The 14,321-nt window shown below is 57.1% G+C and carries 11 protein-coding genes; 1 reads left to right on the top strand and 10 read right to left on the bottom strand.

Going from position 1 to position 14,321, the window contains the following annotated elements:
* Positions 1 to 114: 114 nt before the first annotated feature.
* The 6 genes from gap to pgi form a co-directional block, all read right to left on the bottom strand.
* Positions 115 to 1,128, bottom strand: coding sequence for a type I glyceraldehyde-3-phosphate dehydrogenase (gap, locus tag LC059_RS16310; protein ID WP_226704935.1), 1,014 nt, complete (start codon positions 1,126 to 1,128; stop codon positions 115 to 117).
* Between the two features lie 118 nt (positions 1,129 to 1,246).
* Entirely contained in the window at positions 1,247 to 1,876 is a 630-nt protein-coding gene (gene eda / locus LC059_RS16305) for a bifunctional 4-hydroxy-2-oxoglutarate aldolase/2-dehydro-3-deoxy-phosphogluconate aldolase (protein ID WP_226704934.1), read from the bottom strand.
* Positions 1,877 to 1,918: 42 nt separating this feature from the next.
* Positions 1,919 to 2,629, bottom strand: coding sequence for a 6-phosphogluconolactonase (pgl, locus tag LC059_RS16300; protein WP_226704933.1), 711 nt, complete (start codon positions 2,627 to 2,629; stop codon positions 1,919 to 1,921).
* A gap of 51 nt (positions 2,630 to 2,680) precedes the next feature.
* Positions 2,681 to 4,138 (bottom strand): glucose-6-phosphate dehydrogenase, encoded by a 1,458-nt coding sequence (zwf, locus tag LC059_RS16295; RefSeq protein WP_226704932.1) that lies wholly within the window; start codon positions 4,136 to 4,138, stop codon positions 2,681 to 2,683.
* 60 nt (positions 4,139 to 4,198) lie between these two features.
* Complete coding sequence (edd, locus tag LC059_RS16290; RefSeq protein ID WP_226704931.1) at positions 4,199 to 6,031, bottom strand: phosphogluconate dehydratase; 1,833 nt, start codon at positions 6,029 to 6,031, stop codon at positions 4,199 to 4,201.
* A gap of 57 nt (positions 6,032 to 6,088) precedes the next feature.
* Positions 6,089 to 7,816, bottom strand: a complete 1,728-nt coding sequence (gene pgi, locus LC059_RS16285) for a glucose-6-phosphate isomerase (RefSeq protein ID WP_226704930.1) — start codon at positions 7,814 to 7,816, stop codon at positions 6,089 to 6,091.
* Positions 7,817 to 8,218: 402 nt separating this feature from the next.
* On the opposite strand from pgi, the gene LC059_RS16280 reads away from it, so the two are divergent.
* A complete protein-coding gene (locus tag LC059_RS16280) occupies positions 8,219 to 9,265 on the top strand; it encodes a LacI family DNA-binding transcriptional regulator (protein ID WP_226704929.1) in 1,047 nt (348 codons plus the stop codon).
* Positions 9,266 to 9,484: 219 nt separating this feature from the next.
* Here LC059_RS16280 and LC059_RS16275 read toward each other — a convergent pair whose 3' ends face one another.
* From LC059_RS16275 to nagK, 4 genes are all read right to left on the bottom strand, one after another.
* Complete coding sequence (locus tag LC059_RS16275) at positions 9,485 to 10,816, bottom strand: sugar MFS transporter (RefSeq protein ID WP_226704928.1); 1,332 nt, start codon at positions 10,814 to 10,816, stop codon at positions 9,485 to 9,487.
* A gap of 56 nt (positions 10,817 to 10,872) precedes the next feature.
* Positions 10,873 to 12,000 (bottom strand): N-acetylglucosamine-6-phosphate deacetylase, encoded by a 1,128-nt coding sequence (gene nagA / locus LC059_RS16270; RefSeq protein ID WP_226704927.1) that lies wholly within the window; start codon positions 11,998 to 12,000, stop codon positions 10,873 to 10,875.
* 37 nt (positions 12,001 to 12,037) lie between these two features.
* Positions 12,038 to 13,081 carry a glucosamine-6-phosphate deaminase NagB-II gene (gene nagB-II, locus LC059_RS16265; RefSeq protein ID WP_226704926.1) on the bottom strand — a complete coding sequence of 348 codons (1,044 nt, stop codon included), beginning with the start codon at positions 13,079 to 13,081 and terminating at the stop codon, positions 12,038 to 12,040.
* 84 nt (positions 13,082 to 13,165) lie between these two features.
* Positions 13,166 to 14,116 carry an N-acetylglucosamine kinase gene (gene nagK / locus LC059_RS16260; RefSeq protein WP_226704925.1) on the bottom strand — a complete coding sequence of 317 codons (951 nt, stop codon included), beginning with the start codon at positions 14,114 to 14,116 and terminating at the stop codon, positions 13,166 to 13,168.
* Positions 14,117 to 14,321: the final 205 nt, after the last annotated feature.

Here is a 14,321-nt window from a genome sequence, read left to right as displayed (position 1 = left end):
TTATGGCAATCAGCGTTGACTGCTGAAAGTAAAACCGGAGCGGGTATTGCACCCACCCCGGCAGGATAACGAAACGTTATCAGACTGTTGTTACAGCCATTTTTTCGGGCTGACTTAAAGCCCCTGAGCCTTCGCCATAGCCAGGGAAGTATCGAGCATACGATGAGAGAAACCCCACTCGTTGTCGTACCAGGACATGACTTTCACCAGGTTGCCGTTTACACGCGTGTGGTTGGCATCAAAGTGGCTGGATGCGGAGGTGTGGTTAAAGTCCACAGAAACCAGCGGCTGGTCGCAGTAAGACAGTACACCGCCTTTCATGCTGCCGGCTGCGTCCTGCAGGATCGCATTGATTTCTTCCGCAGTTGTTTCACGGCTGGCGATAAACTGGCAGTCCACCAGAGAAACATTGTTGACCGGAACGCGAACCGCCATACCGTCGAGCTTACCCTGCAGCTCTGGCAGCACCAAGCCAACCGCGGCAGCTGCGCCGGTTTTGGTCGGGATCATGTTGTCGGCGGCGGCGCGCGCGCGGTAAATGTCTTTGTGAACCGCGTCCTGGGTGTTCTGGTCGTTGGTATAAGCGTGCACGGTGGTCATAAAGCCACGCTCGATACCGATGGACTCGTTCAGAACTTTCGCCACCGGCGCCAGACAGTTGGTGGTGCAAGACGCGTTGGAAACAACCTTGTGCTCCGCGGTCAGCTTGTCGTCGTTTACACCATAAACCACAGTCAGATCAGCATCTTTAGACGGGGCAGAAATCAAAACGGCCTTTGCACCGGCTGCCATGTGCTTGGAGGCCGCCGCTTTATCCGTGAACAGGCCAGTACACTCCAGCACCAGATCAACTTTCAGCTCGGCCCACGGCAGAGCGGCAGGATCACGCTCCTGGCAAACCTTTACAGTGTCACCACCGATCACCAGGTTCTCACCGTCAACGGCTACTTCGGTATTGAAACGGCCGTGTACAGTATCGAAACGAGTCAGGTGGGCATTGGCCTCAACCGGTGCCAGATCATTAATCGCAACCAGCTGGATGCGGTCGTTATAGCCAGACTCGTAAATTGCGCGAGTGACATTGCGCCCGATACGCCCATAACCGTTGATAGCAATTCTGAGTTTCATATCGCTACAGCCTCTATGTCTAAAGTTTATGAATTTTTGTTGTTCGTGCCGGGCGATATATCCCCCCCGAGCACTGCGCTACTCTGTGAAACTGCTGTCAAGCAACGCCAAATGGGAATTACCCTTTCAGCAGGGAAGCTTCCTTGGCCAAACGGGTAATCTCCGCCCAATTTTTCTCGGCAACCAGTTGTGGGGCTGCCATCCAGGAACCGCCCACGCACACAACGTTGGACAGGCTCAGATAATCGCTTGCATTTTTCGGGCTAATGCCACCGGTGGGGCAAAATTTCACTTTGCCCAGCGGACCACCGATGGACTTCAGCATGGGGATGCCACCCGCGGCTTCCGCCGGGAAAAACTTCTGGTAGCCATAACCACGCTCCAGCAGACGCATAACTTCAGACGGGTTGGCTGCACCGGGCAGCAGGGGTACTGACACATTGTCGGCAGCATTCAGCAACGCTTCGGTGGCACCGGGGCTCACCATGAAGGTAGCGCCAGCATCGACGGAGCGCTGGATATCTCCCGCGTTCAGCACAGTTCCGGTACCTACGTGTGCATCTGGCAGGTGCTTGGCAATCTCTTCCACTGCAGCCAGCGCTGCCTCGGTGCGCAAGGTGACTTCGAGTACGTTCAGTCCACCCTCAACCAGAGCCTGCGCCAGCGGCAGCGCATCGCTCACCTTGTCCACTACAATTACCGGCACAACGCCAGCCTGTTCCAATACGGGTACCAGAGTCTGTTGCATGGTCAATTCCTAAAACTCGTCGCTATTCGATCGTTATTTGATTTATGGGGCCCAGTACACAGTGACCGGTTTCGCACCCTGCTTGAGAATGCTGCGCACCGGCATTTCACTCACGTCATCGCCGAGCAATACCTGACGGTAAACCTTGAGTTTTTCTTCACCGGTAATCAGCAACTTGATTTCTTTTGCCTGCAAAATGGCAGCAAGTGTGAGGGTCATTCGCTCGGTATGGGCGCCCGTCACCTCGCTCTGCTTCGCGGTAATGGCTTTGCAGAGCTTCTCGCTTTTTGTATCCAGAGCCTCGTCCAGGCCCTCCGCGTAGGGGAAGAAAGACGCCGTGTGGCCATCACTGCCCATACCCAGCACACACACATCAAAAGGACGGGAGAGCTCCTGATAAGCGCGCTCGCAATCCGCTTCACCTTCTGCTGGCGTAGCCGCGGCATTCTTCATGCCCAGGCAGGGCGCCTTGGCCGCTTCGTTTTGCAACAGGCTATTGGAAATGAATGCCAGGTTGCTGCCGGCTTCATCCTTCTCTACCCAGCGCTCATCTACCAGCGCCACATTGACCTGCCCCCAGGGCAGTGGGCGACGGGAAAGTTCGCGGTAGACCGGTTCGGGGGAACTGCCACCACTGACCAGGAAAGTAGCCTGTCCATTTTCCTTGATGCCAGCATGCAGTGCCGCAGCACATTCATTGGCCAGCGCCAGGGTGAGCCGCTCTCTGTCTGCAAAAAATTTTTCTTCAACCATGTCTCTCAGACCTTGTTCTCTCAGACCTTGCTAAAGGTTTTGCCGGACCACTCAGGGGTTGAACCAGTGGTGACCGTTTTCAGCCAGCAACTGATTGGACGCCTGCGGCCCCCAGGTACCTGCGCGGTACAATTGCGGCTGGTTGGCGGTGTCGCGCCAGTGATCAATAATCGGGTCGACCCAAGCCCAGGCCGCGGCAACTTCCTCGCGGTGGATAAACAGCGCTGAATTGTTTGCTGCGGCATCCAGCATTAGGCGCTTGTAGGCATCACTCTTGAAGCTGTCGTAGGTATCGGACAACGTCAGGTTCAGCTCCACCGGCTGCAGCTCCATAGTGAGGCTGTCCATCTTCTTCGCCATCAGCACCATCTTGATGCTCTCTTCAGGCTGCAGGCGGATTACCAGGCGGTTCGGCAGTACTTTTCCGGCCTCTGGCTGATACACGCTATGGGAAACGTTCTTGTACTGAATCACGATTTCCGCACAGCGTTTTTCCATGCGCTTGCCGGTACGCAGATAGAAAGGCACGCCGGTCCAGCGCCAGTTATCGATGTGCGCCCGAATAGCAACGAAAGTTTCAGTGGTGCTGTTCGCCGCTTTCAATTCTTCCAGGTAACCCGGCACCAGTTCCTTGCCAAGGCCGCCGGCAACGTACTGGCCGCGCACGATGTTGGTATCTACGGCGTCGCCAGTCAGCGGGCGCAGCGCTTCCAATACCTTGATTTTTTCCGAGCGGATATTGCGCGCGGACATGCTGTTGGGGGATTCCATGGCGATCAGGCAAAGCAGTTGCAACAGGTGGTTTTGCACCATGTCGCGCATCGCACCAGTGTCATCGTAAAAGCCCGCACGCCCTTCCAGACCCACAGTTTCAGAAATACTGATCTGGATATGATCGATGGTCTTCGCGTCCCACAGGTGTTCAAACAGCACGTTGCTGAAGCGCAACGCCAGCAGGTTCTGTACGGTTTCCTTACCCAGGTAGTGGTCGATACGGAAAATGCTGTCTTCCGGGAAATACTCGGCAATCTTGCTGTTGATCTCGTCGGAAGTCTTGGCGTTGTAGCCCAGCGGCTTTTCCACAACCACGCGGGAGTTTTCGTGGATAAGGCCTTTTATCGAGAGGTTTTCGCAGCAGGGGCCAAATACCGCCGGCGGGATCGCGAGATAAAACAGGCGAGTGCGCTCGGTGTCTTTACCCAGAATATCCACCAGTTCATCCCACTGCTCGTCGGGCTTGGCGATATCCAGGTAAACGGCGCGCAACAATGCGCTGAACTCTTTCCAGCTCTTATCGCTGTATTCACCATCACGCAGGTGGGTTTTCAGCGCCGCCTGTGCGGTTTTCATATAAGAGTCCGCATCTTCCTGGCGGCGAACCACCGGCAGAATGCGGGTATCTTTATTCAGGCCACCTTCAATGTAAGCCCGGTACAGCGCCGGGATCAGCTTGCGCAGCGACAGATCTCCGCCGCCGCCAAACAGTACCATGTCAAATGAGTTTGCCATTGCTATGCTCTCAAACAGTTGCGCGAACTCGATGCTTCACCGCAGCCCGCGCGAATTCAGTTAAAAAAGAATGCTTCCGCCAGTTTCCGCGCCACTCGCAAGTTTGCGCATATTGGTAAACAGGTCACGACCCATGCCTGTAGCATTGGCAGACAGGTCACATTCCGCCGGCACGCGTGCGGCCAGCTCTTCATCACTTACTTCTACTTTGAGAACGCCGGCTTCCGCGTCCAGCTCGATCACATCTCCGTCCTGGATTTTTGCCACCACACCACCTTCCAGGGCTTCCGGGGAAAGGTGGATTGCCGCCGGCACTTTACCGGAGGCTCCGGACATGCGGCCGTCAGTGACCAGCGCCACCTTAAAGCCGCGGTCCTGCAGAACGCCGAGCGAAGGTGTCAGTTTGTGCAGCTCCGGCATACCGTTGGCCTGAGGTCCCTGGAATCGCACCACGGCGACAAAGTCTTTTTCCAGTTCACCCGCCTTGAACGCATCCAAAAGATCGTCCTGACTATTGAACACCACGGCAGGCGCTTTCACTTTCAGCTGCGGGGTTTTCAGTGCAGACACTTTGATCACACTGTTGCCAAGATTGCCTTCCAGCAACTGCAGGCCACCGTGGCTGGAGAAAGGATCGGCTGCGGGGCGGATAATGTCCGGGTTGCCGGACTCTTCCGCTGTCGGGCGCCACACCAGACCGTCCTTGTCTTCATTCAGGAACGGATCATAGGTGTAGGGCTCCATACCGGAATCACCAAGCACCGTGCTTACATCGTTGTGCAGCAGGCCGGCGCCCAGCAGTTCGCGAATGAGGTATTGCATACCGCCGGCTGCGGCGAAGTGGTTAATGTCCGCGGTACCGTTCGGGTATACGTGGCACAGAAGTGGTACCACTTCAGACAGCTCCGCCATGTCCTGCCAGGTGATCTGGATACCGGCGGCACGCGCCATGGCAATCAGGTGCATGGTGTGGTTGGTGGAACCACCGGTAGCGTGCAGGCCAACGATGCCATTAACGAACGCTTTTTCGGACAGGATCTTGGCAATAGGGGTGTAGTTGCTGGGTTCGGTAATCTGTACCAGCTGTTTGACCGCCTCGTGGTTGAGCGCATCGCGGAGCTCGGTGCCCGGATTGACGAAGGAACTGCCTGGCAACTGCAGGCCCATGATTTCCACCAGCATCTGGTTGCTATTGGCGGTTCCGTAAAAGGTGCAGGTACCGGCGCTGTGGTACGAAGCGCTCTCCGCTTCCAGCAATTCTTTGCGGCCTACTTTGCCTTCTGCGTAAAGCTGGCGCACGCGCACCTTTTCCGCGTTGGCGAGACCGGTTGGCATGGGGCCCGCCGGTATGAACACTGCGGGGAGGTGACCAAACGACAGGGCGCCGATAACGAGACCCGGGACAATTTTGTCGCAGATCCCCAAATACATGCCGCCGTCAAACATATCGTGGGACAGGGAGATGGCGGTGGCCATGGCAATGACATCGCGGGAAAACAGTGACAGCTCCATACCCGGCTGGCCCTGGGTCACGCCGTCGCACATGGCTGGTACACCGCCGGCAACCTGTGCGGTTGCACCATTGCGCAGGGCTTCTGCCTTGAGCATTTCCGGGTAGGTACCGTAAGGCTGGTGTGCCGACAACATATCATTGTAGGCATTGATGATGGCCAGGTTGGGGCCCTGTCCGGAGGCGATCAGATTCTTGTCGTGATCGCTGGACGCAGCCATCGCGTGCGCCAGGTTTCCGCACGACAATTTGTGACGTGCACGGCCCTTGCCCTGCGCGCGTTCCACCTGAGCCAGGTAGCTGGCCCGGGTTTCTTCGCTGCGGCGGATGATCCTATCGGTCACCGCCTGTATGCGACTGTTTACCACTGATTTGTTTGCCATTTTTGATCAACTCTTCGTTTTTTATCAGCCCGTTCCACGCGATCGCGTTGACTGCAGTTAAGCCTGTTCTCCGGCAGGCTCAGCCACCTTAACTTCAGGTAGCTCCGTGGACGTAACCGCGCCGTTTATCCGGCGGTAGTATTCGATCAGTTGGGCAGTTGAACCGTCTTCGTCCGCCAGATCGCCGGAGGCCAGTTTCGGCTCCAGTTTGCTGGCAAGACCTTTACCCAGTTCCACTCCCCACTGATCAAAGGAATAAATTTGCAGAATCACACCCTGAACAAAAATCTTGTGCTCATAGAGTGCGATCAGCGCTCCCAGTGATCGGGGGTCCAACTCCTTCAAGAGTATTGTGTTACTTGGCTTTCCACCCCTGTGTACTTTGAAAGGGGTGAGCCTTCTTATTTCTTCTTGCGACAGCCCTTTGGCTGCCAGCTCAAGAGTGACGGACTCCGCATCCACACCGTTCATCAGCGCCTGACTCTGCGCGAACATGTTCCCCAGCAGAATCTCGTGGTGACCGTCGAGGTCGTGCCCCGGTGCCACGCTGCCAATAAAATCGGCGGGAACCACTTCCGGGCTCTGGTGCAGGTACTGGTAGAAAGCATGCTGCCCGTTGATGCCCGTCTGCCCCCATATTAGAGGGCCGGTTGCGTAATCCACCTCCACCCCTGCACGGGTGGTAGATTTGCCGTTGCTCTCCATATCGGCCTGCTGCAGATATGCGGGCAACATGTGCAGCGCCTGGTCATAAGGCAAAACCGCCTGGGCGGGATACCCCATAAAGGTGCAATACCAGACACTCAACAGCGCCATGATTACCGGCGCGTTCTCCTCAAACGGTGTCTCGTGAAAATGGCGGTCCATTTCTGCCGCACCGTCGAGCAGCGTCCGGAAGTTATCGAACCCGCAGGCGATGGCGATCGGCAGGCCAATGGACGACCACAATGAGTAGCGACCGCCGACCCAATCCCAGAAGCCATAAGTCCGCTCCGGGAGGATGCCGAACTGCTGCGCCTTCTCCGGGCTCGCGGTGACACCCACAAAATGCTGCTGCAACAGCTCTTCTGCCGGCACTTCCGGTGCCGCGCGCCTTAGCCACTCAAGTGCACTGCGCGCGTTGGTCAACGTCTCACTGGTCGTAAATGTCTTGGACGAGACGATGAACAAAGTCGAACCGGCATCCAGGCCGGCCAGCACGTCCGTGAGCTGGGCTCCATCCACATTGGAAACAAAATGCACTGCGACATCGCCCTTCCGATGGGCTCGCAGTGCTTCGATGGCAGTCTGCGGCCCGAGATGGGAGCCGCCGACACCAAGATTGACCACATTGGCGATTCGTTTACCGCTGTAGCCAGTCAGGTGGCCATTATGTAGTAAAACTACAAGCTCTTTCAAGCGCCGCAGCTCCGCCTCCACGGCCCCTGTGACGGATACCCCGCCGATTTCGATATCGTCCTCGAGCCCCCCGCGCAGCGCGGGGTGCAGAACCGGCCGACCTTCGGTGGCATTGATCGGCTTGCCCGCAAAAAAATCTTGCCGCCACTGCTCAAGCCCTGCCGCCTCTGCAAGACGTAATAAATTTACAAAAACTGACCGGTCGATATGGTTTTTGGAAAAATCCAGCAGGAAATGCGGCAGCTCCAGGGAAAAGTCGCGCGCGCGCGACGGATCTTCGGCAAACAGGTCTTTGAGGCGACGCTGCTTCAGCGTCGCGGCCTGGGCCTGTAGCGCCTGCCAAATGGGAGTTTGAGAAATAGCGGAGTGAGAGTGTGCATCTTGCATGATGTGCCCCTGACGGTGGCGCCCACCTTGCGGTGGCGGACACCAGTTATTCTTGTTTACCCAATCGACAACGCCTGAACCCCGGGCCAGCCCGCCACCAAACAAGCGAATGACAACGCTGTCAATTTGGCAAAAGGGTCACACAGCCGGCAAACCCTGTCAATCGAGTTTGTAGTTTTCTTTCAAAACTCAAGCCCAGCACAAGATGGTGCGCCGACAAGGCATCCGTAGTCGCAGCGTCAAAGGCTTAAGTCCCCTAAACTTGAAGGTAACCGCCGTGAAAATGCCGGTTTTGCGGGAAACTCGATGTAAAGTGAAAACAAATGACCATAAAGCCATCGTCCCACAGCTCCCAAACGGGTAAACTGCGCGGCTGGGTATGGATAAGGAACATTGCCGATCATGAAGAGCACCATCAACGACGTGGCCGCGCGGGCCGGGGTGTCAATCAAGACCGTTTCCCGAGTTATCAATAACGAACCCTCTGTGCGACCCGCCACACGCAAGAAGGTGATGGACGCAGTGGAGGAGCTCCACTACCAACCCAATCTGGCAGCGCGCAATCTGGCGGGCACCCGCAGCTATACCATTGCGCTGATCTATGACAACCCAAACGCCTACTACGTGATCGACATGCAGAACGGTATCCTCGAGGCCTGCAAGGCCCGCGGTTACGAACTGCTGATCCACCCGAGCAATTCCAAGTCTGATACGGTCAATGATGAACTGCGCGCCCTGGTCGAGCACTCCAAGGTGGCCGGTGTTGTGCTCACCCCACCCTTCTCCGAGACACAGTCGGTAATCGACGAAGTGAGAAAACTGGGGCTCGACTATGTTCGCATCGTATCCAGCGGCGCCGCCGAAGGAGATGAAGACAACTGCATTCAGGTCGACGACGCGGCGGCAGCCTACGACATCACCAAGCACCTTATCGAGCACGGTCACAAACGCATTGGCTTCCTTTGCGGTGGCGAGGAACACATTTCGACGCACGGCCGTCTGGACGGCTATAAACAAGCCTTGCAACAAGCCGGGATCACCATAGACCCGGAACTCATCGTGCCCGGCGAATACTCGTTCGACTCCGGCGTCTCCGGGGCGAAACACCTGCTGGAGCAGGACAATCCCCCCACCGCAATTTTTGCCAGTAACGATGAAATGGCGGCCGGCGCATTGTTCGCCGCACGGCTGATGCATATCGAAATTCCGGCGCAGCTTTCCATTGTCGGCTTCGAGGACAGCCCCTTCTCCCGCCAGACCTGGCCAAAGCTCACCACCGCCCACCAGCCAAACAATGAAATCGCCAAATGCGCCGCTGCACTGGTGCTGAACAAGGCCCGTAGCAAAAGCGCCGCGGAGACTGCCGCCGCCAACAAGGATGCGGGCATCATGAAAAAGTTTGTACCGGAACTACTGGTGCGCGACTCCACCGGCGACTCCCCCACCTAAAAAGAAGCACCTCCATAACCTGAGGATCGCCAGGCAACCGCGCAGCGGCTATTCGGCGATTCCCGCACAAAAAAAAGCCCTCACTAGGAGGGCAAAGATGACGAGAACCAAAGAGAGAAACTTCGTAAAGAAGTTCAGAAAACCAACATCCTTTTCAAAACAACGTCCTAAACACGTACAAAACTGACTGATTGCGATACGGCCGGGAAACGGTAACCACTATTTCCAGCTGCGCATCTTGTGCCCTTTAAGAGCGTAAAACAGGATAAACAGGTAAGCCGGGATCGAGATCACGTAAGCCAGCTGACCGTCGCCGGTGTCGGCAAAGTGACCGTAGAGCGGCGGCAACACGGCGCCCCCGGAAATCCCCATAATCAGCAGGGCGGCACCCTTGGAGGTGAACTTGCCCAGGCCTTCCAGCGCCAGCGGCCAGATTGCCGGCCAGCACATAGCGTTGGCAAAACCCAGCAGTGCAACAAAATAAACCGCATTCGGAATTTCCGGCAGACCGAACAGGGCTAGGGTCGCAGAGGACATTACGGTGCTTTCCATAGAGCCGGCCATCACTGCAATGGTAAATACGATACCGAGCAGTGCGGAGATCAACAGCGCAGTCTGCTGGCTGATAAAGCGCGGGATGGCGATGGTGCCCCAGATATAACCCAGCACCATAAACACCATGGTGTATGAAGTCAGGACGGAAGCGACGGCCGTATCCAGGCCCGCTTGTTTGCCGAGCAGGCCAATGGCATCACCGGCAATCACTTCCACACCCACGTAGAAGAACAGCGCAATGGAACCCAGGATCAGCTGCGGGAACTTCATCAGTGCCGGCAGGTTTACCGCCATTTCTTCCTGGCCTTCAACCACTTCGTCTTCAATATCTGGCAGCGGTGCAAACATCATCGCAACCGCCAACACAAGGCCAAGAATAGCCATGCCGATGTACGGGGTTACCAGTTGGCCAGCCAGCTCATCCAGCTTGGCGTCTTTGGCGGTAGTGGTCAGTGCGGCGAGCTCGGCGTCACTCACACCGCTAATGCCAGACATCACCAGCGCGGCAAAGACCAGCGGCGCAACAATACCGGCACCCTTGTTCAGCAGGCCCATGATGCAGATACGTACCGCGGCGGTATCCGCGGAGCCCACTCTGACCACGTAGGGGTTGGAAGCGGTCTGCAGAATGGTGAGACCGGAACCCACCACAAACTGGGCCAGCAGGAAGATGCCGAACATACGGCTATAGGCTGCGGGAATAAAAATCAGTGCCCCAACGGCAACCAGTGCCAACCCCAGCGCCATACCGGTTTTATAGCCGGTGCGCTCGATAATCGCCGCCATGGGCAGCGCCATCACGGTGTAGGCGATGTAAAACGCTGAAGCCACGAGCATGGCCTGGAAGGCACTGAGCTCGCAGATGGTTTGCAGGAACGGGATCAGAGCCCCGTTCAGCCAGGTTACAAAGCCAAAGATAAAGAACAGCAGACCGATGATGGTCATCGGCAAAACGCTGCTGCGCGTTTCACTCTGGCTGATAACTGCGGTATTCATAGATTCACCTTTAATTATCGTTATTTAGCGTCGATTAAGTTCGTCATCGGGTTGTATTAATTTGCGGAAAACACTTCCTGTCCGCTGATCCAGGTCTTTTGAACCTGTAAATCGTCATCCAATAAAATCATGTCTGCGGCGCCGCCTTCCCGGATGCGCCCAAGGTCAGTGCCCAGAAATTCCGCGGGATAGAGCCCCGCCATACGCAGGGCTTCGCTGAGCTCCACATGGCACCAGTCGCGGATATTGCGCACCGCGCCGATCATATCCAGGTGCGAGCCAGCCAGCTCTCCGGTGGTGGAGGTCAACCTGTCACCGTCGCGGGTCACGATACGGTCGAACAGTGGAAAACTCTTCTCATCGCTACCCACCAGTGACATTGCATCCGTCACCAGCATAATCTTGCCGCGCGGCTTGGCCTTCAACGCGAGGGTCATGGCCTCAGCACTCACGTGGTGCCCATCCGCGATCAAGCCACACCAGCAGTTGTCACTAATCAGTGCCGTGCCCACCATACCCGGGTCACGCGAGTGCAGTGGCGACATGGCGTTATACAGGTGGGTAAAGCCCGCCGCACCGGCGGCCACGGCAGCGGCTGCCGTTTTGCCATCGGCATTCGAGTGCCCCAGGCAGACCTTGACCCCCAGATCGACCAGCTTGCGAATATCTTCCGCTGAGACATTCTCCGGCGCCAGGGTAACCATTTTCAGACCGAGGTCTTCACGGGCGTAAATCGCCAACTCTTCACTGCTGAGCGGGCGAATGAATTTTTCTTCGTGAGTACCTTTTTTGGGCGTACTCAGGTGCGGCCCTTCAAAATGCACCCCGAGAACTCCGGGCACCCCTTCCTTCAGCGCAGCGCTGACCGCATCGGCGGCCTTCTGCATCACGTCCACCTGGTCAGTGATCAGTGTGGGCATAAACCCGGTGGTGCCGAACTGGGCATGGGCCGCGGACATTTTTCCGAGGGCATTCACAGTGGTGTCATTGTTGAACAATGCTCCACCGCCACCGTTGACCTGAACATCGATCAATCCCGGCGCGAGCAGGCCTTTGAGGCGCACCGCACCTGCTGCCGGCTCGCCACCAAGCGCAACCACCTTGCCGCCCTCAATGGTCAGCGCCACATCGGTGTGCAGCTGCTCGCCGTCGAATAACCTGTCTGCAATAAATGCCTGTACCACTTGCCCGCTCCGTATCCCGCTAGACCTTTGACTGCGATTAAACAGTCTGGGTGACTTTTTTCAGGCCCGCCGGCTCGTCCGGGTTAATACCGCGACTGACGGCGACGTGGGCCACGTCGAGATAGAAACGCTGCAGCAGCGCCAGCGGTGCAACGCGGGGATGCACGCCCTTGCTTGGCACATGCAGATTGATCAGGGTGCCGCCGCGACGAATGATGTCGGCGATCTGCTCGCTGTGGGCCTGATAGGATTCGTCTTCAATGGGCACGTTGACCACGGTCAGCTTCTGTTCTACCAGAGTGACAGGACCGTGCAGGAATTCCGCGCTGGAGAAAGATTCCGCATGCACGCTGCACACTTCCTTCAACTTCAGCGCCAGCTCGCGGGTAATGCCATAACCGGGGCCGCGGCCGAGAACCACCAGGTTCTTCACTGCAGCGAGGTCTTCCGGGCGCAGCTGCACGTCGGACTCGATAGCGTCGGTCAGTGTCTGCGGCAGCATCTCCACGCCAGCCTTCAGCTCCGCATCCTGGGTCCAGTTGGCAACCAGCTGCAGCACTGCAGACAGGGTGCACAGGTAGCTTTTGGTCGCCGCAACGGCCAGCTCCGGCCCCGCCTTCAGGGGGATCACCTGATCGACAATATCTTTGATTGGTGCGGTCTCATCGTTCACCAGGGCTACGGTGTAGGCACCCGCGTCCTTCGCCATCTGCGCCTGGGCCAGAATATCCGGGCTGCGACCGGACTGGGATATAACAATGACCAGTGCGTCTTCCAGCTTCAGTTTCTTGCCGTAGACACTGGAAACGGACGGTGCCGCCGCAAAAGTGGGCGTGCCGGTTTCAATTTCAATCAGGTATTTCGCGAACACACCCGCGTGGTCAGAAGAGCCGCGGCCCACGATCATCACGAAGCGCGGCGGCTTGTTGCGCAGGCGCTCACCCAGCGCGTCCATGATTGGAGCATTATTTTGCAGCTGTTCGGCAATTCGACTCGGGGCCTCGCGTGCCTCGGTCTCCATTACTGTCATCGCCATAGATGTATCCGCCTTGTTGGCCTCCGCAGGAGTCACTGCGCTCATAAAAATCTGTCCGTAAATCCGTATGACTTTTGTGGTCTTACAACGCTTGTGTAATAACCTGTGTGTTCTAGCTAGTCCGCGCGCTTATCCAAAGAGCGCTTTTGCATCGACGTCGTCCGCCGAGCGAGATTCGCCATCCGCCAATGCGGCCAGGGAGTGTTGCGCAAAGTAGACACACCCCAGCTCCGGCGGATCCAGTGGATCGGATACCCGCTCCGCCACCTGGGGCTTGAGCCAGGGCTTCAGACGCGGCGCCAGGCCGCCGATCATGGCCAGGCGAGGCGGCTTGCCTTCCATCAGTTTCTCCGCAAGATCGCTGATATAAGCCGCACCATCGCGCATGATCGATACAGCAACCGGACAGTCCGCCTCAGCGCATTCCACAACCGGAACCGCCAACTTGGCGTACTGACTGGAGGGTTTGCCCGCCATCATTTCGATAACATCGTAGGGATCATCGGTACCCAGGGCTTTCTGCAGTTCTCGCTGCAGCATGGACTCGGCAGCCAGGCCTTCCATCGCCATCAGCAGGTACTTCACCGCTTCCATCCCCAGCCAGGCACCACTGCCTTTGTCGCCGTGCGGGAAGCCATGACCGCCGACAATCTCGCTGCGGCCATTTACCCAGGAGTAACCCACGGATCCGGTGCCAGCGATAATGACTGCGCCGTCGCCGCCACGATGGGCGCCCAGACAGGCGGAGTGCTGATCGGTAGTGAGAAACATCTGTTTGAAAGGGTGCGCCCAGGCATTCATCTCATTGTAGAGACGGGGCATGTTCACGCCGGCCAGGCCGACACCGGCGACCAGTTCGCCCATGGTTTCCGCAGGCATACCCGCGTCGGCTACCGCCAGTGCAGCGGACCGCACAATGGAATCGATCGTCTGGGCGTAACCATGAAGGGGATTAGCGGGTCCGGAAACGCCGGTACCCAGCAGGCGATTGTCCGCATCGAAAATGGAAGCCCGGCATTTACTGCCACCTCCATCGACGCCAACGTAAAGTATGTCCCTGCTGTCTCTCAAAGCAACCATCTGAACCGGCCCCTAAGATTTTCTATTGTTATCTGTCCTTACCGGATTCCCCACCGCAATTGCTTGCGCCCCAGGGTGATCCGACTCGACGTCTTGATTGACGCCTGTGCCAATATGGGAGAAATACTACAAGACAAATGACAGCGTTGTCATGCCCTTTTTCAAAAAAAACCGTGAATTCTCTAATTGTATGTCCGTTTCCCGT

The sequence above is a fragment of the Microbulbifer elongatus genome (genome assembly GCF_020524885.1).
GTDB lineage: Bacteria > Pseudomonadota > Gammaproteobacteria > Pseudomonadales > Cellvibrionaceae > Microbulbifer > Microbulbifer elongatus_A.
This window is presented reverse-complemented; position numbering and strand designations above follow the sequence as displayed.